The 21,651-nt window shown below is 71.1% G+C and carries 24 protein-coding genes; 9 read left to right on the forward strand and 15 right to left on the reverse strand.

Annotation, left to right across the window (positions count from 1 at the left end; translation table 11 throughout):
* Positions 1-6: 6 nt before the first annotated feature.
* From ACFYPD_RS16720 to ACFYPD_RS16750, 7 genes are read right to left on the reverse strand one after another with little or no spacing between them, the layout of a single operon-like run.
* Positions 7-705 carry an N-acetylmannosamine-6-phosphate 2-epimerase gene (locus ACFYPD_RS16720; RefSeq protein WP_387113732.1) on the reverse strand — a complete coding sequence of 233 codons (699 nt, stop codon included), beginning with the start codon at positions 703-705 and terminating at the stop codon, positions 7-9.
* Positions 702-1,616: an ROK family protein gene (locus ACFYPD_RS16725; protein ID WP_387113734.1), complete on the reverse strand. Its 915-nt coding sequence runs from the start codon at positions 1,614-1,616 to the stop codon at positions 702-704. The genes ACFYPD_RS16720 and ACFYPD_RS16725 overlap by 4 nt, the downstream gene beginning before the upstream one ends.
* Complete coding sequence (locus tag ACFYPD_RS16730) at positions 1,613-2,455, reverse strand: carbohydrate ABC transporter permease (protein ID WP_387113736.1); 843 nt, start codon at positions 2,453-2,455, stop codon at positions 1,613-1,615. Before ACFYPD_RS16730 ends, ACFYPD_RS16725 begins: the two co-directional genes overlap by 4 nt.
* On the reverse strand, positions 2,445-3,392 hold the full coding sequence (locus ACFYPD_RS16735) for a carbohydrate ABC transporter permease (protein WP_387113738.1): 948 nt from the start codon (positions 3,390-3,392) through the stop codon (positions 2,445-2,447). Before ACFYPD_RS16735 ends, ACFYPD_RS16730 begins: the two co-directional genes overlap by 11 nt.
* A gap of 11 nt (positions 3,393-3,403) precedes the next feature.
* The gene (locus ACFYPD_RS16740; protein ID WP_387113740.1) at positions 3,404-4,687 is read right to left on the reverse strand and encodes an ABC transporter substrate-binding protein; all 1,284 of its coding nucleotides are present in this window, start codon (positions 4,685-4,687) and stop codon (positions 3,404-3,406) included.
* A 25-nt stretch (positions 4,688-4,712) separates the two neighbouring features.
* Positions 4,713-6,308, reverse strand: coding sequence for an FAD-dependent oxidoreductase (locus tag ACFYPD_RS16745; protein WP_387113742.1), 1,596 nt, complete (start codon positions 6,306-6,308; stop codon positions 4,713-4,715).
* Between the two features lie 39 nt (positions 6,309-6,347).
* Positions 6,348-7,394, reverse strand: a complete 1,047-nt coding sequence (locus tag ACFYPD_RS16750) for a LacI family DNA-binding transcriptional regulator (protein ID WP_387113745.1) — start codon at positions 7,392-7,394, stop codon at positions 6,348-6,350.
* 390 nt (positions 7,395-7,784) lie between these two features.
* On the opposite strand from ACFYPD_RS16750, the gene ACFYPD_RS16755 reads away from it, so the two are divergent.
* The gene (locus ACFYPD_RS16755) at positions 7,785-9,143 is read left to right on the forward strand and encodes a hypothetical protein (protein ID WP_387113747.1); all 1,359 of its coding nucleotides are present in this window, start codon (positions 7,785-7,787) and stop codon (positions 9,141-9,143) included.
* A 60-nt stretch (positions 9,144-9,203) separates the two neighbouring features.
* Here ACFYPD_RS16755 and ACFYPD_RS16760 read toward each other — a convergent pair whose 3' ends face one another.
* Genes ACFYPD_RS16760 through ACFYPD_RS16775 form a run of 4 tightly spaced genes read right to left on the reverse strand, consistent with a single transcriptional unit; the run spans position 9,204 to position 11,988 of the window.
* On the reverse strand, positions 9,204-10,460 hold the full coding sequence (locus tag ACFYPD_RS16760) for an NAD(P)/FAD-dependent oxidoreductase (RefSeq protein ID WP_387113749.1): 1,257 nt from the start codon (positions 10,458-10,460) through the stop codon (positions 9,204-9,206).
* A gap of 28 nt (positions 10,461-10,488) precedes the next feature.
* The gene (gene folE / locus ACFYPD_RS16765) at positions 10,489-11,082 is read right to left on the reverse strand and encodes a GTP cyclohydrolase I FolE (protein ID WP_387113751.1); all 594 of its coding nucleotides are present in this window, start codon (positions 11,080-11,082) and stop codon (positions 10,489-10,491) included.
* Between the two features lies 1 nt (position 11,083).
* Complete coding sequence (locus ACFYPD_RS16770; protein WP_387113753.1) at positions 11,084-11,479, reverse strand: hypothetical protein; 396 nt, start codon at positions 11,477-11,479, stop codon at positions 11,084-11,086.
* Positions 11,479-11,988, reverse strand: a complete 510-nt coding sequence (locus ACFYPD_RS16775) for a DUF2231 domain-containing protein (protein ID WP_387113755.1) — start codon at positions 11,986-11,988, stop codon at positions 11,479-11,481. Before ACFYPD_RS16775 ends, ACFYPD_RS16770 begins: the two co-directional genes overlap by 1 nt.
* Before the next feature lie 114 nt (positions 11,989-12,102).
* Here ACFYPD_RS16775 and ACFYPD_RS16780 point away from each other — a divergent pair, with 114 nt between their 5' ends.
* Positions 12,103-12,762 carry a helix-turn-helix transcriptional regulator gene (locus tag ACFYPD_RS16780; protein ID WP_387113757.1) on the forward strand — a complete coding sequence of 220 codons (660 nt, stop codon included), beginning with the start codon at positions 12,103-12,105 and terminating at the stop codon, positions 12,760-12,762.
* 18 nt (positions 12,763-12,780) lie between these two features.
* On the opposite strand, the gene ACFYPD_RS16785 is transcribed toward ACFYPD_RS16780, so the two are convergent.
* On the reverse strand, positions 12,781-13,137 hold the full coding sequence (locus ACFYPD_RS16785) for a VOC family protein (RefSeq protein ID WP_387113759.1): 357 nt from the start codon (positions 13,135-13,137) through the stop codon (positions 12,781-12,783).
* Between the two features lie 84 nt (positions 13,138-13,221).
* Between ACFYPD_RS16785 and ACFYPD_RS16790 the strand changes: the two genes are divergently transcribed.
* Positions 13,222-14,694, forward strand: a complete 1,473-nt coding sequence (locus ACFYPD_RS16790; protein WP_387113761.1) for a M1 family metallopeptidase — start codon at positions 13,222-13,224, stop codon at positions 14,692-14,694.
* A 150-nt stretch (positions 14,695-14,844) separates the two neighbouring features.
* Positions 14,845-15,192 carry a hypothetical protein gene (locus ACFYPD_RS16795; RefSeq protein ID WP_387113763.1) on the forward strand — a complete coding sequence of 116 codons (348 nt, stop codon included), beginning with the start codon at positions 14,845-14,847 and terminating at the stop codon, positions 15,190-15,192.
* 38 nt (positions 15,193-15,230) lie between these two features.
* On the opposite strand, the gene ACFYPD_RS16800 is transcribed toward ACFYPD_RS16795, so the two are convergent.
* A complete protein-coding gene (locus tag ACFYPD_RS16800) occupies positions 15,231-16,169 on the reverse strand; it encodes a GlxA family transcriptional regulator (protein WP_387113765.1) in 939 nt (312 codons plus the stop codon).
* A gap of 105 nt (positions 16,170-16,274) precedes the next feature.
* Here ACFYPD_RS16800 and ACFYPD_RS16805 point away from each other — a divergent pair, with 105 nt between their 5' ends.
* The 4 genes from ACFYPD_RS16805 (at position 16,275) to ACFYPD_RS16820 (ending at position 19,451) form a co-directional block, all read left to right on the forward strand.
* Complete coding sequence (locus tag ACFYPD_RS16805) at positions 16,275-16,703, forward strand: DUF6010 family protein (RefSeq protein ID WP_387113767.1); 429 nt, start codon at positions 16,275-16,277, stop codon at positions 16,701-16,703.
* A gap of 117 nt (positions 16,704-16,820) precedes the next feature.
* Positions 16,821-17,615 (forward strand): class I SAM-dependent methyltransferase, encoded by a 795-nt coding sequence (locus ACFYPD_RS16810; protein ID WP_387113769.1) that lies wholly within the window; start codon positions 16,821-16,823, stop codon positions 17,613-17,615.
* Positions 17,616-17,629: 14 nt separating this feature from the next.
* Positions 17,630-18,526, forward strand: coding sequence for a GNAT family N-acetyltransferase (locus ACFYPD_RS16815; protein WP_387113771.1), 897 nt, complete (start codon positions 17,630-17,632; stop codon positions 18,524-18,526).
* 130 nt (positions 18,527-18,656) lie between these two features.
* Complete coding sequence (locus ACFYPD_RS16820) at positions 18,657-19,451, forward strand: S1 family peptidase (RefSeq protein WP_387113773.1); 795 nt, start codon at positions 18,657-18,659, stop codon at positions 19,449-19,451.
* 75 nt (positions 19,452-19,526) lie between these two features.
* Here ACFYPD_RS16820 and ACFYPD_RS16825 read toward each other — a convergent pair whose 3' ends face one another.
* Both ACFYPD_RS16825 and ACFYPD_RS16830 read right to left on the reverse strand, forming a co-directional pair.
* Entirely contained in the window at positions 19,527-20,015 is a 489-nt protein-coding gene (locus ACFYPD_RS16825; RefSeq protein ID WP_387113775.1) for an SRPBCC domain-containing protein, read from the reverse strand.
* Positions 20,012-20,350, reverse strand: coding sequence for an ArsR/SmtB family transcription factor (locus ACFYPD_RS16830; RefSeq protein WP_387113777.1), 339 nt, complete (start codon positions 20,348-20,350; stop codon positions 20,012-20,014). The genes ACFYPD_RS16825 and ACFYPD_RS16830 overlap by 4 nt, the downstream gene beginning before the upstream one ends.
* Positions 20,351-20,461: 111 nt before the next feature.
* Here ACFYPD_RS16830 and ACFYPD_RS16835 point away from each other — a divergent pair, with 111 nt between their 5' ends.
* Positions 20,462-21,562, forward strand: coding sequence for a DNA glycosylase AlkZ-like family protein (locus ACFYPD_RS16835; RefSeq protein ID WP_387113779.1), 1,101 nt, complete (start codon positions 20,462-20,464; stop codon positions 21,560-21,562).
* The last annotated feature ends 89 nt before the right edge of the window (positions 21,563-21,651 follow it).

Consider the following 21,651-nt stretch of genomic DNA (forward strand, 5'->3'; position numbering starts at 1 on the left):
TCCCTGTTATCTGGGCGCGCTCGCCGCGCGGGGGGTGGCCGGCACGAGCCGGCGGGTGATCCACAGCGGTGAGGTGACGGCGTTGCCCATCACCACCGCGTGCGCACCCGCCTCGAAGGCCCGGCCGATCTGTTCCGTGGTGCGGTAGCGCCCTTCGGCGATCACCGGCACGGACAGCTGGGCGACGAGTCGCGCCACGAGCCCGAGGTCGGGCCCGTCAGTCGGTGGGCTGGCCGGGGTGTAGCCGGACAGTGTGGTCGCGACGGCGTCCGCGCCGGCCTCGACGGCGGCGACGCCCTCGGCCGCGGTGGAGACGTCGGCCAGGATCAGCGCGTCGGTCCGTTCGCGGATCACGCGGACCGTGTCGGCGAAGGGGCGTCCGTCCGGTCGGGGGCGGTCGGTGGCGTCGACGGCGATGATGTCCGCCCCGGCCAGCGCCACTTCGAGCGCGTGGGCCGCGGTCGGGGTGATGAAGACGCCCTCGGTGCCGTGCTTGTACAGCCCGATCAGCGGAGCGTCGACGGCGGCGCGTACCGCGGCGACGTCGTCCGGTCCGTTGACCCGGACCGCGACCGCGCCGCCGCGTACGACCGCGGCCGCCACCCGGGCCTGGACGTACGGGTCCCGCATCGGGTCGTCAGGCTCGTCGGGCAGGGGTTGGCAGGACACCACCAGCCCGCCGGCCAGGTCGTCGAGCACGTTCACCCGGTGGTCCTTTCGATGTCGCGTGTGTCGATGGCCAGCCGGGCGGCGCCGACCACGACGGCGTCGGCGCCCAGCGCGGCGGGCAGCAGCGGAATGTCGGCCCAGCCCGCGGGCAACTCGGCCGAGTAGGCCGCCGACGCGGCGGGCAGCAGGGCGCCGGCCGCCCCACCGGCCACCAGGACGGCATCCGGATCGAGCAGAGCCGCCAGCCCCGCCAGGGCCGCGCCGAGGACGGTTCCGGCCCGGTCCACGACCCGCTCGGCGACCCCGTCCCCGGCCGCGGCGCGGTCCGCCACGGTCCGCCCGGTGACGCGGGTGCCGGTCTCGATGGAGTACGCCGCGGACAGCCCGCTGCCGGAGGCGATCGCCTCCAGATGGCCTAACCGGCCGCACCCGCACCGCAGCCGTTCGGCGCCCGGGGCCGGCAGATGCCCGACCTCGCCGGCGGCGCCGCGGGCACCGGCCTCGACGCGGCCGTTCCGGACGACCGCCCCGCCCAGCCCGGTGCCGACGGCCACCAGCAGCACGTGAGCGCGGTCCCGTCCGGCGCCGGCCCAGCATTCGCCCAGCGCGGCGGCGTTCACGTCGTTGGTGACCCGCACGGGTCGACCCAGCCGGGCGGCCAGCGCGTCGGCGACCGGGGTACCGGTCCAGCCGGGCAGGCTGTCGGTGGCGTACCGGATGCTGCCGGTCGTGGGATCGACCGTGCCGGCGGTGCCCACCCCCACCGGCCCGGTGGTCGCGCCGAGCAGGTCGGTGGCCAGCCGGGCGGCGGCGTCCAGCACGGCCTCGGGCCCGGACCGGGCGGGCGTGGGCACCTCGCGGCGCTGCAGCACCTGCCCGCCCGGGCCGACCAGCGCGGCCGCCGTCTTGGTGCCGCCGATGTCGATGCCGACCACCGGTGTCGTCATCCCTTGAGGCCGGTGTGCGCGAGACCCTCGACGAACTGCTTCTGCGCGATGACGAAGACCACCAGGACGGGCAGCGCGGTCATCGACGCCGCGGCCATCTGGACGTCCCACATCGGGCCGCCGTAGGCGTCGACGAACTGGGTGAGCGCCTGGGGCAGGGTGAACTTCTCCGGGGAGGAGAGGAACACGATCGGTTCCAGGTAGAGGTTCCAGCTGTGCAGGAAGGTGAAGATGGCCACCGCGCCCAGCGCCGGCCGCGACAGCGGCAGGGCGATCCGCCAGAAGGTGGCGAAGCGGCCCAGCCCGTCGACGCGGGCCGCCTCCTCCAGCTCACCGGGGAGGCTGATGAAGAACTGCCGCATGATGAACGTCGCCAGCACGCTGGGCGCGCCGAAGATCGGCACCAGGATCAGCGGCCAGTGGGTGTTGACCAGGCCGAGCTTGAAGAACATCTGGAACAGCGGCACGATCGTCACCTCGCTGGGAATGAGCAGACCCGCGAGGACGACCAGGAACAACACGTTCTGGCCGCGGAACCGGATGCGCGCGAAGGCGTATCCCGCCAGCGCCGACACAGCCATGGTGCCGACCGTGACGACCAGCGCGATGTAGAGGCTGTTCAGGTACTGCTGCCCGAACGGCTGCAACTCGAACACCCGCTGGTAGGCGTCGAGCCGCGGGTGGGTCGGCAGGAGCTGCGGCGGGAAGGCGAAGATGTCCGCCACCGGCTTCAGCGACGAGGTGACCATCCACCACGTCGGGAAGACGAACGGGATCGCCAGGACCAGCAGCACCCCGTAGAGCACCAGCTTGGTCCGCCGGGACAGGTCACGACTCATGGAAGACCCACCTCTTGCGCATCTGCCACTGCAGCACGGTGAGGGCGAGCACGATGACGAACAGCAGGATCGACAGCGTGGCGCCGTAGCCGAAGTGATGGAACTGGAAGGCCTGCTGGTACAGGTAGTAGACGAGCACCGTCGTCGACGTGCCGGGTCCGCCCTGGGTGAGCACCGCGATCTGCGCGAAGACCTGCAGCGACCCGACCACGGTGATGATCGAGGTGAGCAGGATCGTCGGGCTGATCAGCGGCACGGTGATCCGCCAGAACTGGCGCAGCCGGCTCGCCCCGTCGACCTCCGCGGCCTCGTACAGCTCGGCCGGCACGCCCTGCAGGGCGGCCAGGAACAGCACCATGTTCAGGCCGACGTTCTTGAACACCTGCACGACGATCACGGACACCATGGCGGTGCCCTCGCCGCGCAGCCAGTTCGGCCCGTCCACGCCGATGGTGTCGAGCAGCCCGTTGATCCCACCGTTGTCCTGGAGCAGGAAGCCCCAGACGATGGTCCACGCAACCAGGGAGACCACCACGGGGGAGAAGAACAGCGTGCGGAACAGGATCGTGCCCCGCAGCCTCTGGTTCAGCAGGACGGCCAGCAGCAACGCCACACCGAGGTTGAGCACCACCAGGCCGACCGAGAACAGCCCGGTGGCGCGCAGCACCCCGCCGAGGTTCGGATCATCGGCGAGAGCCGTGTAGTTGTCGGTGCCGACGAAGTCGAAGGTCCCGGCGAGCACGTTCCACTCGTGCAGGCTGTACCAGACCACGAGGATCAGCGGCAGGATCACGAAGACGGCGCTGCCGAGCAGTTGCGGGGCGATGAACACATAACCGGTGAGCTGGTCCCGGCGGCGGCTGGTCCAGAACGGCCGGGCCGGGCCCGGGGTGGGCCCGGCAGCAGCCGAGCCCACCCTGGTGTCCGTCTGGGTCATGATCGTTGGCCTTACTTCGCCAGCAGCGGCTGGATCTTGGCGCAGACGCCGTCGAGGACGGCCTTGACGTCCGCGTTCGGCTGCCACAGCGGGTCGAGGCCGGCGCGGACCTGCTGGCTCAGCTCGGCCTGTCCGGCGTGGCTGGGCTTGACCACGCCGTTGGTGATGCCGTCGATGACGACCTTCTGCAGCTGCTCCGGCTTGAGCTTCGGGTTCGTCTTGGCGAGCGTCTCGGCGGTCAGCTGCGACTGCCGGGGCGGCGGGAAGAACTGGGCGAGCTTCGCCGAGTTCGTGGAGTTGGTGAAGAAGGCCAGGAAGTCGGCCGCCTGCTTGGCGTGCGGGCTCTTCTTCATCACCCCGAGGCCGGCCTGGCCGACCACCGCGTAGTTCCCCTTCGGCCCGGCCGGCAGCGGCACCAGGTCCCACCCGAAGCCGCCGTCCTTCAGCAGCGAGGCACGGGAGATCTGGGTGATCGTCATGGCCGAGTCACCGGCGAAGAAGTCGGCGGTCGTGCCCGGACCGGGCAGCGCCTTCTGGGTGAAGGTGGCCTTGTGCAGGGTGGTCATCGCGTCGACCATCTCCGGGCTGTTGAAGCCGCAGGTCTTGCCGTCCTCGCTCCAGGCCTGGGCACCCCACCCGGTCCAGAAGGTGGACAGGTTGTCCCAGCCCTTGTAGTCGAAGTCCCGGATGACCAGGCCCGCCTTGCCGGACTTCGCCCCCGCCGCCGCGGCGGTGGCCAGGGCGTTGTCCCAGGTCCACTGCCCGGCCGCGATCAGCTCGGCCGGCGTCTTCTGCCCGGCCTTCTTGACCATGTCGGTGTTGACGAAGACCCCGAACGGCGAGGTGGAGAAGGGGTACGCGTACAGCTTCCCGTCGTTCTGCCAGAGCTTGAGGGTGGCGGGGGAGAGGTCCTCGTACTGGTAGCCCTCGGCCTTCTTGAGCGTGTCGTCCAGCGGCAGCAGCGCGCCCGAGGCGACGAAATCAGGGGCGGAGTTCTCGAACACCCACGCGAGGTCGGGCGCGTTCCCGCCGGCGATCTGGGTGGTCAGGGTCGTGGTGTAGGTGTCGAACGGCAGCGGATCGAACTTGATCTCGGCCACGTCCGGGTGGCTCTTGCGGTACTCGTCGGCGATCTCGTTGAACAGCTTGAGGTGCGCCTCGTTGGCCGACCAGACGGTCATCCGCAGCTTCGCCGGACCGCTGTCGGCGGCCTCGCCACCGCCGCCGCAGGCGGTCAGGGCGAGTGCGCCGGCCAGCGCCACGGCGACGCCGCGCAAAGCCTTTCCTGCTCTCACAATCTTCTCCTCATCGGGGGTGTGTTCAGTAGCCCGCGATCCGCGGCCAGCGCTGTTCCACGCCGGCCGCGGTGAGGCGGTCCTGGAAGTCGGCCAGCAGACGGGGGGTGTTGCGGACCGCACGCGGGGACTCGCCCCGCGCCAGACAGAAATCGGCGAGCAGGCCGGCGACCTCGCCGACGTTCCACTCGACCGGGTGCAGCCGGTAGCTGCCGTTGGTGACGTGGGTGGTGCCGATGTTCTTGCCGGCCGGCAGCAGGTTCTCCATCCGCCGGGGGATCAGCGCGCCGAGCGGAATCTCGAACGGGCAGGAGCCCACGTCGATGTAGTTGTCGCCGCCCGTCGACGGGTGCAGGTCGATCCGGTACATGCCCACGCCCACCGCGTCCGGGTAGCTGACCGCGCCGTGGTCGCCCCGGACCACCAGCGACAGGTCCTGCTCGGCGACGGTGTACTCGGCCCGGATCCGGCGGGACTCGCGGATGTACGGGGCCTGGGCCAGGCCGTCGGCGCTGCCGGTCACGTCGCCGCGCAGCCGCAGGCCGGGGAAGCCGGTGCCGCCGTCCGGTCGGGGCGCCTCCGTCTGCAGCCAGTAGAGCACCGAGTACGACAGCTCGCGGGCCTTTGCCAGGTGCCATGACGCATTCGGCACGTCGATGACCGGACCCTCGAAGTAGTCGATCATCGGCCAGTTGACCAGCGTGATGTCGCTGCCGTACGCGCCGTCGGTGAAGTTGCGCCGGGCGGCGATCCGCCGGAACGTCCACAGGTTGCCGTCACCAGGGTTGACGCGTTGATCGGCGTTGACGCTCAACGGGTCGTCGTCCGGGTTGGGGGTGAAGCTGCGCTCGACGATCTCCAGCGTGCGCGGGTGCGGCGACTTCCAGGACAGCAGCCGGTCACCCCAGAAGTCGGGCTTGTAGTCGCGCCAGAAGTCGTACCCCGCGGGCCGGTCGATGGTGTGGTCGCCGTCGACATGGTCGATGGCGAAGCAGACGGACACCGCCTGCATGTTCATCGGCTGGGCCTCGGCCGGGGCGCTCGGCTCACCGGTCTCCGCCTGCGACTCGAACCCGGTGACGTACTCGGTGCCCGTCAGCGGCAGCAGCTCGCCGGTCTCGGTGGCGTCCAGGACGTACGGCGCGACCACGTCGATCCGCTCGTCCCGGTCGCGGTGCGCCAGCGTCACGCCGGTCACCCGGTCCCCGTCGGTCTCCGCGGCGACCGGCCGGTACGGCTGCAGCACCCGCAGCCGGCCCGAACCGAGGTACGGGGCGAGCATCTGTTCGAGGACGGCGACGGCCACCCGCGGCTCGTGGCAGAGCCGGCTCACCCAACCCGCACCGGGGTTGAGGTCGGTCCAGGCCCGGGAGCGTTCGGTCAGCGGGTAGTGGCGACGGTAGTAGTCGCGGATGCCGTTGCGCAGCGCCCGGTAGCTGGCGGTGGCGCCGAACTGCTCGATCCAGGAGTGTTCGTCCGGCGGGACGGCTTGGCTGGTGAGTTGCCCGCCGAGCCAGTCGAACTCCTCGGTCAGGATGACGGACCGGCCGGACCGGGCCGCGGCGAGCGCCGCGGCGACGCCGCCCAGTCCGCCCCCGACGACGAGGACGTCCGCACGCATGATGACCACTTGCTTCCTTCCAGTTGCGCGGCCGATCGCTCAGAGTCGGTCGACCGCCGGATCAGGGGTGCCGAGGGTGCTGCCCTCGACGAGTTCGCAGGGGAGAAGTCGCTGCTGGAGGCCGCCCGCGCTGCCGTCGATGACGCCCGTCAGCACCTCGACCGACTGCCGGCCCATCTCCTCGCGGGGGATGCGGAACCCGGTGAACGCGATGTCGGTGGGGACGGGGGCCGTCGGGTCGCCGAGGGTCACGATCGACAGGTCGCCGGGCACGGTGAGGCTGCGCCGACGGGCGGCCGACTCCAGCGCGACCGCCGTGGCGAAGTCCTCCACGAAGACGGCGGTGGTCCCGTCGGCCATCAGGGTGTCGACGGTCGTGTCGGCATCCCCGGCCGGCGCCGACATCTGCCCGGCGCTCTCCGCGGTCGTCGCGGCGGCGCGGAACCCACGGAGCCGGTCCTCGGACGATTCGGCGGTGGTGCCCATGCTGACGTACGTCAGGCGGCGGTGACCGCGCCGGAGCGCCCCTTCGACGAGCCGGGCCACCGCCGAGGCGTAGTCGGCGCCGACGTAGGGGACCGGCCCGCCGGCGTCGTCGCGGCGCCCGACGGCGACGTAGGGATACCCGTCACGGTTGAGCCGGTGCAGCTCCGCGCCGTCGATCTCGCGCCCGAGCAGGATGCATCCGTCGGCCAGGCGCAGCCGGTTGTCCTGGTGGAAGATGCGTCGCCGGCCGTCCACCACCGGTGCGCTGGTGAGCAGCAGCAGGTCGCAGCCGACCCGCTCGGCGTACTCCTCGATACCGAGCAGGAACGGGTGGAAGAAGTCCCGGCTGCCGCTGGGGAAGGCAGGCTCGTACGTGAAGACGCCGATGATCCGGTTGAAGCGCGAGGCGAGGCGGCGGGCCACGGGATCGGCGGCGTACCCGGTCTCGGCGATGACCCGCAACACCCGGTCCCGGGTCTCCGGGGCGATGCGGACCTCGGCGTCGGTCCGGTTGTTGAGCACCAGCGACACGGTCGCCTGACTGACACCGGCCATCCGCGCGATGTCACGTTGGGTGACGCGTCTGGGGGGAGCGGTCACGTCGGGTCCTTCCGGTGCGGCTAATGCGTATTAGCCCTCGGCGTTGGCAAGGAGCCTGGCGGGTGGGCCGGCGTGTGTCAAGGGGTGGCCGCAAGATTTCGGCGCGATGAACCCGCTGGAGTAATGCGCATTAGCGGTCGGGCTCCCGCCGGGTCGGTCGGTGGCCCGGGTGGATCGGCGCCGCGCCGGACCGCCTCTTGACAGAAAGGCCGCCGGGCGCGCAACATTCGAGAAACATAGATGCTAATACGTATTAGCACGGTGACGCCGCGGGGCGCCCGCCGATCGATGTCCCCTGTGTTCTTACCGAGAGTCACCCTGTGCCGCGAGTGCCGCCGTCGCCCGCGAACCGTCACCGCGTCCGAGCGAACCGACAGAAGAGGAAGCCGCATGACGAAGCCATCCGTCCCGTCCTCTCGACGCGCCGTCCTGGCCACGGCCAGCGCCGGCCTGCTCGTCGCCGCCATGGCCGGCGCCGCGCCGGCCGCCGCCGATGCCGGCCTCGACTTCCCCCAGTTCACCTACCAGGGCACCGCGTTCGACAAGAGCACCCTCGCCTACAACCCGACGAACGAGTTCATCTTCCCGAGCGTCATCCGGGCCGCCGACTACTTCCCGAACCCGCTCGGCGCCTACTACCTGTACTACGCGCCGCACGAGCGTCCCGGCGGGATCGCCCTCGCGTACTCAGACTCGATCAACGGTCCGTGGACCGAGTACCACGCCAACCCCCTGATCAGCAACACCTGGCTGCCGCACTACGCCACGGTCAGCCACATCTCCTCGCCGCACGCGGTGTGGATCGAGGGCGAGGGCAAGCTCTTCCTCTACTTCCACGGCGAGAACTCCATCACCCGGTACGCGACCTCGGACGACGGCATCCACTTCAACTACGGCGGCACCGCGGTCAGCCGGAACGAGACGACCGGCGGCGAGACCTCCTACGCCCGGGTGTTCGAACAGTCCGTGCACCGCCTGGGCACCCGCTACCTGATGCTCTTCATGGACAATCCGACCGCGGCGCTGCCCGGACCGACCGGGCCGGTGTCCCGGCGGATCCGCTGGGCGGTCTCCAACGACGCGCGGACCTGGACCATGCAGCCCGAACCGATCGTGACCCCGCAGGGCATCGAAGGCCCGAACGCCTCCGGACCGTTCTTCCTGCGCTGGAACGACCGCAACCTGGTGATCTACCACGCCGCCGACGGCAACATGCACGCGGTGGACGTCGGGGAGGACTTCGACCAGGAGGTCCACCTCGGCATCGTGCACGACTCGATGTCCGCCGCGCCCGACCTCGGCCGATCGGCCGCGCCGACGTTCTACTTCGACGGGCAGACCGCGCACATGTACTACGAGGCCGGCGCCCGGCTCACCGCGACCATCGGGCACGCCACCGCCACCCTGGCAAACCCGCTGCCGGTACGGCAGCTGGACTGTGCCGTGGACCGGCCGGTCCTGTGGCCGCCGAACCACGAGCTGGTCGACGTCAACGTGACCGTGGACCTGCCCGACGGTGTGCTCGGCCCGAACGCGTTCACCCTGACCGGCGTGACCGGTGGTGACGCCGCGGACGTCGGCGGCTTCGCCGTCGGCACGGCGGACACGAGTGGCACACTGCGCGCCGAACGGGCCGGGAACGGCGGGGACCGGGTGTACCACCTCACCTATGCGGGCCACGACGAGATCGGACGGCCGGTCGGCTGCACCGTCACCGTCACCGTCCCGCACGACCAGGGCAGCAACTAGTCACGTCGGAGCCGGCCGGCACCGGTGGGTGCCGGCCGGCTCCGCGAGGCGTCGGGTCGGCTACCCGATCTGCGTCCCGGGCGCCGGCGGCGGCTGCAGCTCGTCCAGCGGCACGTCGGGGTCGGCCAGCCGGTCGAGGTCGACCGGCTGGGCTGCCGCGACGAGCCGCCGGATCGACGGGACGACGTCCCACACGTTGACGTTCATGCCGGCGAGCACCCGCCCACCGGTGGTCCAGAAGGCGATGAACTCGCGCTTGGCGACGTCGCCCCGGACGACGACCCGGTCGAACGCCCCGGGCGGGGCGTGTCCGACGTACTCCATACCCAGGTCGTACTGGTCGGTGTAGAAGTAGGGCAGGTCGTCGTAGCTGACCTCCTGTCCCAGCATGGCGCGGGCCGCCGCCGGGCCGCCGTGGAGTGCGTTGGCCCAGTGCTCGACGCGCAGGCGCCGGCGCAGCAGGGGATGGTAGGCGTTGGCGACGTCACCGGCCGCGTAAACGTCCGGGTCGGCGGTGCGCAGGGACGAGTCGACGTGGATGCCGTTCTCGACGGCGAGGCCGGCCGTCGTCGCCAGCTCGGTGTTCGGCCGTACGCCTACGGCGACCACCACGGCGTCGGCGGGCAACTCGGTGCCGTCGGCCAGCAGGACCGAGGACACGCGACCGGTGCCGCGGATCTCGCGGACCTCGGCATCGAAATGGAAGGTGACGCCGTGGTCCCGGTGCAGGTTGGCGAACACCCGGGCGATCTCGTCGCCGAGCACCCGGCGCAACGGCAGCGCGGCCGTCTCGACGACGTCGACGGTGGCGCCGCGCTGCCGGGCGGCGGCGGCGACCTCCAGGCCGATCCACCCCGCTCCGACGATCACGAGGTGCGCGCCGTCGACCAGCGCCGCGGCGATCCGACGGCTGTCGGCGAGGGTACGCAGCCGCAGCACCCCGTCCAGGTCGACGCCGGGCGCCGCGAGGTCGCGGGGCGTGGCGCCGGTGGCCAGCAGCAGCTTGTCGTACCGAAGGTTCTGGCCGTCGGCGAGCCGGACCTCCCGGGCGGAGCGGTCGACGGCGACGGCGCGGGCGGCGGTGCGCAGGTCGACGTCGTGCTCGGCGTACCACCCGGCGTCGTGCACGAACACGCTGTCGGGTTCGGCGCCGCCGGTCAGCAGGCCCTTGGACAGCGGTGGCCGCTCGTACGGTCGCTCGGGCTCGTCGCCGATCACGACGATGCCGCCGTCGAAGCCCTCCTCCCGCAGCGTCTGCGCGGCCCGCGCGCCGGCGAGCCCAGCTCCCACGATCACGAACGTGCCGGTTGTCGACATCGGTTCAGCTCCTTTCGGGGTACGTCGATCAGCGGGGGCCGACCCCGGTCAGGGTGAAGAACTCGGCGCGCGAGCGGTGGTCGTCGCGCAGGGTGCCGAGCAGGGTGGAGGTGATGGTGCTGCTGCCGACGGCCTGGACGCCGCGCAACGTCATGCACAGGTGTTCGGCTTCGATGACCACGCCGACCCCGCGCGGGCGCAGTTGGTTGGTCAGCCAGTCGGCGATCTGTTTGGTGAGGCGCTCCTGGACCTGCGGGCCGTGGGCGAACAGTTCGACCACCCGGGCCAGTTTGGACAGCCCCAGGATGCGCTCGCCGGGCAGGTAGCCGACGTGCGCCACGCCGACGAACGGCAGCAGGTGGTGTTCGCAGACCGACCGGATCGGGATGGCCCGGGCCAGCACCAGCTCGTCGTAGCCCTCGTCGTTGTCGAAGGTGGTCAGCTGGAACTCGCGCGGGGTGAGCAGTTCGGCGTAGGCGCGGGCCATCCGGCCCGGGGTGTCGGCGAGCCCGGCGGCGGAGAGGTCGACGCCGAGCGCGGTGAGGAACTCCGCCGCCGCCCGTTCGGCGGCGGCCGGGTCGCGGGGACGCTGGTGCTGCACCCGCAGGGCGGTGACACTCACCTCAGCGACCGCCCACGCCGAGGGCCGCGAGCGCGGCCAGGACGAGCGTGGCGGCGGCGAACAGGCCGTGGCCGATCACCACCGGTACGGGGAAGCGGGATTCGGCGGTCCCGGACCGGCGGGCGGGAATCCAGCGGGCCAGCATGGTGAACCCGAGCAGCGCCACCGGCAGGAGCGCCACGAACGCGACCCAGGCGAGGACGTCGTTGTCGACGGCCAGGTAGGCGATCCACAGCACCAGGCCGACAACGGCCAGGGCGAAGTGGCCGAACACCAGGCCCGGCGCCAGGCGGCTGCCGCTGCCCGGTCGGTGGCCGCCGTGACTGATCCAGGTGCCGAGCATGACGAAGCCACCCACGGCCGTGATCAGCCAGGTGACGAGTGCGGCGATGCCCATCAGAAATTCTCCTTGTCTGCGCGGTGGTAGCCCCGCGCCTGGGTGGTCTCGTCGGCGACGCGCACGCCGTACCGGTAGGCCAGCTCGCCGCCGAGGTAGCCGGCGACGGCCAGCCCCGCGAGGCTGATCGCCGAGAGCACCAGCGGTCCCGCGGCCACCGGACCCGGCGGGTCGTCGCCCCGGAGGGCGAAGTTGACCGCGTACGCGCCGGTGACCGCGAGGTTGATCGCCATGTGCGCGAGCGCGGTGCGGTGGACGCGGGTGCCGGTGGGGATGGCGAACAGGTCCAGGAAGCCGGCGAGCGCGGCGGCGAGCGCACCCACGACGCCGAGGCCGATGAGCCACCGTGCGCCGTCGGCCAGGCCCTGCGGCCCGGACACGAACCGGGAGGCGAGGTCGAAGGCGAAGCTGGCCACCCAGGCGCCGATCGGCACCGCCACGAGCGCGGGATGAAGTGGGTGGCCGTAGCGGCCGGCCAGGTTGGTCACCGGCTGCTTGGCCTGATCCATGGGTCGCACGGGAACCCCCAAATGATTTTCACCAACGCTCATTGGTGTTATCGATCATGCTGCCCCAGCGCGCCGCGAATTTCAATAGCCGTCGCTGGTGATAATCTCGGGGCTGTGAGCACGGGGGAGCGCTGGAGCGCGATGGCCGCGCTCGTCGACCGGTCCCGACGGGCGCTCTACGACTACGTGTGCCGGGCCGATCACCCGGTCACCCGCGAGGAGGCGGCCGAGGCGCACGGCATGTCCCGTAACCTCACCGCGTTCCACCTCGACAAGCTCGTCGAATCCGGTCTGCTGAGGACTCGCTACGAGACGCCGGCCGACCAGCCCCGGGGCCGCGGCCGGACGCCGAAGGTCTACGAGGCGGCCGGCGACGGCGTGGCGATCACCGTTCCCGAGCGGCGCTACGAACTCATCGCCGAGATCCTCGCCGACGCGGTCGCCGACGACCCGCACGACGCCCCCGAGGCGGCACGGCGGCACGCGCGGCAACGCGGCTGGGACATCGGCGCCCGGGTACGCGACGCCGGCGAGGACCTCGTCCCCGTGCTCGCCGGCCTCGGCTTCGAACCCGAGACGCTCAGCGACCATGTGCTGCTGCGCAACTGCCCGTTCCACGCCCTCGCCAGCCGGCAGACCGCCCTGGTGTGCGGGCTCAACCACGCGTTCCTCGCCGGCATGGTCGACGGTGCCGGCCGCACCGACCTGCTGCCCCGGCTCGCGCCACGTCCGGGGGCCTGCTGCGTCCGGTTGGACGCCGTCCCGGAGCAGTAGCCGATTGCGTCCGCCTCGTCAGTAGTAGTACTCGACCAGGCAGAACTCGTGGTCCTCGGGGTCGGCCATGACGACGACCACGCCCTCCTCGTAGTCGTGCCGCTCACCGGTGAACCGGCCACCCAGGTTGATGACCGTCGTCATGGCCTCGTCCATGTCGGCGACGGTGATGTCGAGGTGGATCCGCACCTTGCCGGCCTGGGCCTCCGCCACGGGCTGGAACACCAGCCGCGGCTGCGGGTCACCTCGCTCGCCGAGGTAGACCCAGCCCTCCTGCGACGGGCCGGGCTCGCGACCGAGCAGGGCGCTCCAGAATCGGGCCACCCGTTCGGGGTCACGGCAGTCGATCGTGACACCGGACCAGACGTTCGCCATGCGCCGATCCTGACAGAGCAGCTGCACAAAGGTGCTCACCGACGAGGGCCCCACGGAAGTGGATCTCTGCCGTAGGGTGCCCTGATGCGTCGCCACGTACCCCTGACCCTGCTTCTCGCACCGCTGCTCGTCACCGCGTGCACCACCGATCCGGCCGCCCCGGCCGCCGGCTCGTCCGCCCCCACGACCACGCCGAGCCCCACCGCCCCGGCCGTCGACTACACCGTCTGGCAGGCCGGGCGTTCCACCCCGGTGGCCGACAAGATCTACCCGGCCCGGGGCACCGCTGCCCTGGACGTCCTGCACTACGACCTGGCGTTGGACTGGGCGCCGGCGACCAAGACCCTCACGGGCACCGCCACCCTGCGGATCCGGCCCACCAAGGACGCTCCCGCCCTCGTCCTCGACTTCATGCCCTACCAGGTCGACGGGGTGACGCTGGACGACACGACGGTCACCGGCACCGTCGCCAAGGAGAAGCTGACCGTGAACGCGCCGGTCGTCGCCGACAAGCCGGTGACGCTGGTGGTCAAGTACCACGGCAAGCCGAAGACGACGCCGATGCCGTCGCACCGCAAGGACGTGGAGGACCTGGGCCTCACCCTCACCAAGGAGGGCGGCCTCTGGACCATGCAGGAGCCGTTCGGGGCCTTCACCTGGTACCCGGCGAACGACCAGCCGTCCGACGAAGCCCTCTACGACATCCGGGTGACCGTCCCGGCGGGCTGGTCCGCGATCGCCAGCGGCACCCCGGCCGGGCAGTCCGGCACCACGTTCACCTACCGCAGCGCCGACCCGGTCGCGACGTACCTGACCACCCTGGCCGTCGGGAAGTACCAGAAGCTGACCGCCAAGGGGCCCCGGGGCATTCCGCTGACCTTCTGGTACCGCAAGGGCGCCGACGACAAGCTGTTGCCGTACCTCAAGAAGTCCCCCCAGTACCTGGCCTGGCTGGAGAAGAAGTTCGGTCCCTACCCGTTCCCGTCTGGTGGGGTCGTGGTGGTGGATTCGGCGTCCGGCATGGAGACCCAGCAGATGATCACGATGGGTCGGAAGATCGAGAACACCAAGGCCCGCCGGGACCGGTGGGGGAGCGACCTGCTGCACGAGTACGCCCACCAGTGGTTCGGCGACTCCGTCACTCCGACCACCTGGACCGATCTGTGGCTGAACGAGGGCTGGGCCCAGTACGCCCAGGACCTGTACACCAAGGACACCCTGCACCTGAGTGACGCCAGCCTGGACCGGTACCTGCGGGACGCCGACGCCGCCTCGCGCAAGAAGCTCGGCCCGCCCGGCAAGCCCAACCCGAAGAACTTCGCCGAGGGCAACGTCTACCTCTGCCCGGAGGCCATGCTGCACGAAATTCACCGGAAGCTGGGTGACAAGGCGTTCTTCGCGCTGGCCCGCGCCTGGGTGCAGGAGCAGCGCAACACCCAGCAGGACCGGGCCTCGTTCATCGCCTTCGTCAACAAGCAGACCGGGCGCGACTTCACCAAGCTCATCAACACCTGGCTGGACTCGAAGACCACGCCGAAGTCCATCACCGTCGCGTGAGCCGGGCCGGCCCGGCAACACCCTGGCCAGGGCGTTGCCGGGTCAGCTCGCGGTCACCGTGCCGGACTGATTCGCCTGATAAACCCGGTAAGTCTCCATAGGCTTGCCTGGGGAGAGTGCCGGCGACAGGCCTTGGAAGGGGATCGTGTCATGACCGACGACCAGGTCACCCGCAACCTGAAGAGCATGGACGAACTCGATTTCAAGGGGTGGAACCCGGCGGACTGGAACGGAGTGTTCGCCCACCACCACACCGATGACGTGCTCGTGGATCTGAAGGGGCAGCCGAAGACTCACGGGGTCCAGGAACACATCGATGCCATGAAAGCGTTCGCCGAGAGCACCGGCGGCAGTCCGGTCCAGATCAAGTCGCACCCCATCGGGTTCGGGTCGGGAGACTGGACCTGCGTGGTGGGCGAGTTGGAGGACGGCAGCCGGATGGTGACGGTAGCGAAGTGGCGCGACGGCGCCATCGCTGAGGAGTACATCTGGATGTAGGCGACGGGACAGGCTGTTCCCTCGCTCACCGACCTGCCTCAGTTGGGCGAGAAGGTGCGCCGGTACGCCGACGGGCTGACGCCGACGAGTTCCTTGAATCGGTCGCGGAAGGTGGTAGCCGAAGCGAAGCCCGTCGCCTGCCCCACCCGCTCGACGGGCAGGTCGCTGGTCTCCAGCAGGTGTTGCGCCCGGCGCACCCGATGGTGGGTGAGCCACTGCATCGGCGTGGTTCCGGTCTGGGCACGGAAGCGCCGCAGCAGGGTGCGCACGCTGACGGCGGCCTCGGCTGCCATGTCGTCAAGGTCGATGTCGCGCACGGCATTACCGGCCAGCCACTGCAGCAGCGGCGCGAGTGAGCCGCTCGCGGTCGGTGGCTCGTAGGTGATGAACTGCGCCTGGCCGCCGGCGCGTTCCAGCGGCATCACCGAGGCGCGGGCGACATCCGCGGCGACGGCGGCGCCGTGGTCGCGCCGGACCATGTGCAGGCATAGGTCGAGCCCGGCTGCCGCCCCCGCCGAGGTCAGCACGTCGCGCTCGTCGACGTAGAGCAGGTTCGGCTCGACGGTGACGGCGGGATGCCTGCGGGCCAGCTCCGCGGCGGCGGACCAGTGGGTGGTGGCCCGGCGGCCATCGAGCAGACCGGCCTCCGCCAGGATGAAGGCGCCCACGCATATCGACGCCACCCGGGCTCCCCGCGCGGCCGCCGCCCGCACGGCCCTGAGCAGTGACGCCGAGGTCGGCGCGGCGAGGTCCGCGATGCCGGGCACGATCACCGTGTCCGCTTCGCGCAAGGAGTCGAGACGCCAGGGCGCCCGCAGCACGAAGGAACCCGCGTCGACCCCCCGGCGCTCGGCACACACCTTCACCTGATAGGCCGGCGCGCCGTCAGGTAGCCGCGCCCTGCCGAACACCTCAAGGGCGGTCGCCAGGTCGAAGCCGACCACGCCGTCGAACGCTGCCACCGCCACCGTGTGCACCCGTCGACGTTACCCCCGGTCGCGGCGGGCGCCGTGGCGGTGAGCCGTTGATGGTTGGCGCTCCCGCCACTGTTCGCCCTGCTGCCCCGGTCGTAGGTTCCCTGCATGATCGTGATCGCGCCCGTGTTGATCGGGCTGGCCTACGCCGCGCTGAACTCATTGATCCCCGCCGTGCACCGCCGACCCTTCAACGCGATCATGGTCGCCGGCGCGGGCGCCGCCTACCTCGGCGGCGGCTTCGGGGTCTGGGAGCTGCTGTTCACCGCCGCGATGACGTACGTCGCCTTCCGAGGGCTGCGGTCCTGGCGGTGGATCGGTGTGGCGTGGCTGATGCACACCGTCTGGGACCTGCTGCACCACCGGTACGGCGAACCGATCCTGCCGTTCGCGGCGCATTCCTCACTGGGCTGCGCGATCTGCGACCCGGTCATCGCCGCGTGGTGCCTCGCCGGGGGCAGGTCCGTACCGGAGCTGTGGCAGTTGTGGACCCACCGGACGGCGGGCCGCCGCACCGCCACCGGCGACGCGGCGTAGGACCGAATGCGGCCGTTGTTCGATGCGACGCCTACGTCGAACAACGTGGCCTCGTCGACGTCGACGGCACCAGCAGCGCTGCACCCGGCAGCCGGGGCCGGATGCCACAATCCCGGTATGGCGTCGGACGCTTGGGCCGCGTTGGCGAACCCGTTCGTGGAAGGTGCGTACGCGTCGGTCAAGGGGCAGGTGCGGACGTACGTCCTCCACGCCCAGCTGCTGCGGCACCTTCCTGAACCGCCGGCGAGCGTCCTCGATGTCGGAGGGGGCGCGGCCCACCAATCGTTGCCGCTGGCACGACTCGGCTACGACGTGACCGTCCTGGACCCGTCGCTGGCCATGCTCGCCAAGGCCGAGCAGCGGCTCAATGACGAGCCGGACGACGTCCGACGGCGGGTCCGGCTGATCGAGGCGCCCGGCGAGCAGGCCGAGGCGGCGACCGGTGGGCAGCAGTTCAGCGCGGTGCTCTGCCACGGCGTGCTGATGTACCTCGAGCGACCCGAGCCGCTGGTCTCCGCGCTGTGCCGCTGCACAGAACCCGGAGGTGTCGTCTCGGTCATGGCGCTCAACGCCCGCACGCTGGCCGTCCGCCCGGCCCTCGACCGCCGCTGGGCCGACGCCCTGGCCGCGTTCGACGCCGCCGGCGAGGTCGGGGTGCTCGGTGTCGGCACCCGTGGTGACACTGTCGGGGGCCTGTCCCTCCTGCTGCGGCAGGGTGGGGTGGACCCCGAGGACTGGTACGGGGTCTGGTTGTTTTCGGACTGGCTGGACCTGCCGTCCGACGGCACGGATGTGGCGGCCGTGGCCGCCGTCGAGTTCGAAGCGAGCGTACGGGACCCCTACCGACAGCTCAGCCGGGTGTTTCACCTGATCGGGCGGGCCCGGCCCCTGGCGGCCGGCAGTAAAGCCTGACTAAAGTCAGGCATATGGACTCGGAGCTCATCGCCACCGTGCGGCGGTTCAATCGGACGGTCACCCAACGGGTGGGCGCGCTCGACGATCAGTACATGTCCCGCGATCGACCTCTCGCGCAGGCGCGGCTGCTGTGGGAGATCGGCCCCGACGGCGCCGAGGTCGCGGCGCTGCGGGCCCGGCTCGGCCTGGACTCCGGGTACCTCAGCCGGCTCCTGCGCACGCTGGAGGGCGACGGACTCGTGAGCGTCGGCCCGGCAGGCCGAGCCGGCGGCGACGGGCGGGTACGCGTCGCCGCCCTCACCGAGGCCGGGCGGTCGGAGTGGGCCGAGCTGGACAAGCGATCCGACGAGCTGGCGCGGTCCGTCCTCGAACCGCTCAGCGACCAGCGCCGCGAGCGCCTGGTCGCGGCGATGGCGGAGGTGGAGCGGCTGCTCGTCAGCTCGATGGTGGTCGTCGAGCCGTGCCCACCGGGAGATCCCCGGGCCCGTGCCTGCGTGCGGGCCTATGCCCGCGAGATCGCGCAGCGCTTCGACGACGGATTCGACCCGGCCCTGAGCAAGCCGGTCCGCGACGAGGAACTCGTCCCACCCGCCGGCATGTTCCTGCTCGCCACCCTTAACGGCGAGCCGGTCGGCTGCGGCGCGATCAAGCTTCACCCCGGCGCGCCCGCGGAGATCAAGCGAGTCTGGGTGGCGGACGCCGTCCGAGGGCTCGGGGTCGGTCGACGCCTGCTGGGCCAGCTGGAACGGTACGCGGCCGAGCGCGGCTGGACCGCCGTCCGGCTGGACACCAACCGCAACCTGACCGAGGCGATCGCCATGTATCGCGCCGCCGGCTACCACGAGATCGAGCCGTACAACGACGAGCCGTACGCACACCACTGGTTCGAGAAGCCCCTGACGCCGTGACGTGACAGGTGTGCATACCGGCGCGATACGACCCGAAGAGTATGGCCATCCAATTCATTGATCTCAATATGCTGTCCGCACGAATCAGGTGCGCTCCCCGAGGCGCACCGGTCCTGATGCGGAGGAATTCATGGTTCGCTGGCGCACCCTCACCGGCCTGTTGGCCGCCGCGCTGGGCGCGGTGACCGCGGGCAGCCTCACTCTCGCCGCACCCGCCGTCGCCGACCCCGGGCCGATCACGCCGAACGTCGTCGGCGGCACCCGCGCCGCACAGGGCGAATTCCCGTTCATGGTGCGGCTCTCGATGGGCTGCGGCGGCGCGCTGTACAGCCCCCGCCTCGTGCTCACCGCCGCGCACTGCGTGGGCCGTACGGGCACAAACACCAGCATCACGGCGACCCTCGGCGTGGTCGACCTCCAGTCGTCCAGCCGGATCACAGTCCGTTCCAACTACGTCTACCGGGCCCCGGGCTACAACGGCAGCGGCAAGGACTGGGCGCTGATCCGGCTGGCCACCCCGGTCACCGGGCTGAGCACCCTGAAGATCGCCAACACCACCGCCTACGACAACGGCACGTTCACGATCGCCGGCTGGGGCGCCGCGAGCGAAGGAGGCGGGCAGCAGCGGTACCTGCTCAAGGCCACCGTGCCGTTCGTCAGTGACGCCACCTGCAACGCCAACTACGGCGGCGAGATCATCGCCGCCGAGGAGATCTGCGCCGGATACGCCAGCGGCGGCGTGGACACCTGCCAGGGCGACTCGGGCGGGCCCATGTTCCGCCGCGACGCCACCAACGCCTGGATCCAGGTCGGCATCGTCAGCTGGGGCAACGGCTGCGCCCGACCCAACTACCCCGGCGTCTACACCCAGGTCAGCTACTTCTCCTCGGCCATCGCCTCGGCCGCGGCGAGCCTCGGCGGCTGACCGCACGACCTGACGGGCGGCCCGGCGTACGACCAGCCGGGCCGCCCTCGCATGCGCCTCGTCCAGGGACTCCGGTCAGGCGTAGAGCGGGCTGCCGGTCTCCAGCAGCGACTTCAGGTCGCTGAGGACCTCGGCCCAGCCGCCACCGGCGCTCTCGACCTCGCCGTTGACCTGCGCCAGGGTCTGCGGCGCGCCGGCCAGTTCGTGCGTCACGGTCAGCGAAGTGACGCCGTTGCCCCGCTCCGCGATCTCGTAGGTCAACCGGGTGGCCGGCTCGTCCAGCCAGGTCGGCCGCCACGTCTGCACCAGCCGGACCGGCGGGTCCACCTCGATCACCTCGCCCTCCACCGGCACCTCCGGCATGCCGGCCTCCCGGTGCTCGGGGATGGCCAGTGCCCGGTACCTGCCGCCCGGCCGCAGGTCGTACTCGGCGATGCCCTGGTAGCCGTACTTCCGGGTCCACTCCGGCTTGGTGATCGCGTCCCAGATCGCCTGGGGGGTGGCCTTGATGTAGACCCGGTAGACCTTGGTCGTCCCGGTCGTCCCGGTCGTCGTGGTGGTCATCGGTTCTCCTTCGGGTCGTCGCGTTCGAGTTCCGCCTTGAGTTCCAGCAGCGTCGCGGTGTGGTGCTCGGTGTACTTGTCGATCCACCGGTCATGGATCAGCCGGATCGGCACCGGGTTGAGGAAGTGCAGCTTCTCCCGGCCCTGCCGTCTGGTGACCACGAGACCGGCGTCCTCGAGCAGGCGCAGGTGCTTCATGACACCGAAGCGGGTCATCGCCAACTCGGACTCCAGCTCCGTCAACGTCTGGCCGTCGCGGACGAAGAGCCGGTCGAGCAGGGCGCGTCGGGTCGGGTCGGCGAGCGCCTTGAACACCAGATCGTCGTCGTCGCTCACGAGACGAGAATAGGTGACCAGATGGTCACATGTCAACGACCGCGAGGTCCCTGGCCCGGCTGCTCGCTCATGCGCGGTGGTGTGGTCGTACCCGCCTCCTAGTCTCGGCTGGTGACCGTGCACGAGTTGTCCCGCGGCGACGCCCGCCGCCTCGCGGTGCGCGCCCAGCTGCTGGACGCCCGCCGCCCAAGCGGGATGTTCGACGTCGTCCGCCGGTTGACGCTGCTGCAGAACGATCCGACGTCGGCCGTCGCGCCCAGCGCCGATCTGGTCCTGTGGAGCCGTCTGGGCTCCTCGTACTCCCCGACGCAGCTGCGCGACGCCCTCGACGAGCAGACCCTGCTGGAGCTGCGCGGCCGGATCCGCCCGCCGGAAGACCTCGCGCTGTACCGGGCGGAGATGGCCGAGTGGCCGGGCCGTCCGCCGCTGCGTGACTGGCAGGAGAGCCTGCGCGACTGGGTGGATGCCAACAACGGCTGCCGGCACGACATCCTGGCCGCGCTCCGCGCCGACGGGCCGCTGTCCGCGCGCGAGCTGCCGGACACCTGCGTGGTCCCCTGGCGCTCCACCGGCTGGACGAACGACCGCAACGTCACGAAGATGATCGACTTTCTCGTCCAGCGGGGCGAGGTCGCGGCCGCCGGGCGGCGCGGCGCCGACCGGCTGTGGGACCTCGCCGAACGGGTCTACCCCGACGAGGTGGTGCCCTACGAGGAGGCGTGGCGGATCCGTCACGAGCGGCGGCTGCGCGCGCTGGGCATCGCGCGCGCCCGGGCTCCGGAGAGCCCGGGCGAGCCGAACGACGTCCGGACGGCGGGGGAGCCCGCGGTGGTCGAGGGCGTGAAGGGCCAGTGGCGGGTCGACCCCGAGCTGTTGGACCAGACGTTCACCGGCCGCGCCGCGTTGCTGTCACCGCTGGACCGGCTCGTCTACGACCGCCGGCGAATGACCGACCTGTTCGAGTACGACTACCAGTTGGAGATGTACAAGCCGGCCGCCAAGCGCCGCTGGGGCTACTGGGCCCTGCCGATCCTGTACGGGGACCGGCTGGTCGGCAAGCTCGACGCCACCGCCGACCGCAGGGCCGGGGTGCTGCGGGTGGACGCGATCCACCAGGACGTCCCGTTCACCAAGGCGATGACGACCGCCGTGCGGCACGAGATCGAGGAGCTGGCGGACTGGCTCCGTCTGACCCTGGCCCTGACGTCCTGAACACTCGCCGGCAGGCGAGCCCCGCACCGGCTCCGATCCTCGGCGCAGGGCGTGTCGGATGCCGTGACACTTCCGAAGGTGCATCAGCA

It is taken from the genome of Micromonospora sp. NPDC005299 (genome assembly GCF_042872345.1).
Taxonomy (GTDB): Bacteria; Actinomycetota; Actinomycetes; order Mycobacteriales; family Micromonosporaceae; genus Micromonospora.

Bases quoted from the DNA above. Each gene is read 5' to 3' on its own strand.
- ACFYPD_RS16810 (WP_387113769.1), top strand. From the start codon at position 16,821: ATGGCGTCGGACGCTTGGGCCGCGTTGGCGAACCCGTTCGTGGAAGGT.
- ACFYPD_RS16735 (WP_387113738.1), bottom strand. From the start codon at position 3,392: ATGACCCAGACGGACACCAGGGTGGGCTCGGCTGCTGCCGGGCCCACC.
- ACFYPD_RS16815 (WP_387113771.1), top strand. From the start codon at position 17,630: ATGGACTCGGAGCTCATCGCCACCGTGCGGCGGTTCAATCGGACGGTC.
- ACFYPD_RS16725 (WP_387113734.1), bottom strand. From the start codon at position 1,616: ATGACGACACCGGTGGTCGGCATCGACATCGGCGGCACCAAGACGGCG.
- ACFYPD_RS16760 (WP_387113749.1), bottom strand. From the start codon at position 10,460: ATGTCGACAACCGGCACGTTCGTGATCGTGGGAGCTGGGCTCGCCGGC.
- ACFYPD_RS16730 (WP_387113736.1), bottom strand. From the start codon at position 2,455: ATGAGTCGTGACCTGTCCCGGCGGACCAAGCTGGTGCTCTACGGGGTG.
- ACFYPD_RS16770 (WP_387113753.1), bottom strand. From the start codon at position 11,479: ATGGGCATCGCCGCACTCGTCACCTGGCTGATCACGGCCGTGGGTGGC.
- ACFYPD_RS16820 (WP_387113773.1), top strand. From the start codon at position 18,657: ATGGTTCGCTGGCGCACCCTCACCGGCCTGTTGGCCGCCGCGCTGGGC.
- ACFYPD_RS16785 (WP_387113759.1), bottom strand. From the start codon at position 13,137: ATGGCGAACGTCTGGTCCGGTGTCACGATCGACTGCCGTGACCCCGAA.
- ACFYPD_RS16775 (WP_387113755.1), bottom strand. From the start codon at position 11,988: ATGGATCAGGCCAAGCAGCCGGTGACCAACCTGGCCGGCCGCTACGGC.
- ACFYPD_RS16825 (WP_387113775.1), bottom strand. From the start codon at position 20,015: ATGACCACCACGACGACCGGGACGACCGGGACGACCAAGGTCTACCGG.
- ACFYPD_RS16805 (WP_387113767.1), top strand. From the start codon at position 16,275: ATGATCGTGATCGCGCCCGTGTTGATCGGGCTGGCCTACGCCGCGCTG.
- ACFYPD_RS16745 (WP_387113742.1), bottom strand. From the start codon at position 6,308: ATGCGTGCGGACGTCCTCGTCGTCGGGGGCGGACTGGGCGGCGTCGCC.
- ACFYPD_RS16755 (WP_387113747.1), top strand. From the start codon at position 7,785: ATGACGAAGCCATCCGTCCCGTCCTCTCGACGCGCCGTCCTGGCCACG.
- ACFYPD_RS16790 (WP_387113761.1), top strand. From the start codon at position 13,222: ATGCGTCGCCACGTACCCCTGACCCTGCTTCTCGCACCGCTGCTCGTC.
- ACFYPD_RS16795 (WP_387113763.1), top strand. From the start codon at position 14,845: ATGACCGACGACCAGGTCACCCGCAACCTGAAGAGCATGGACGAACTC.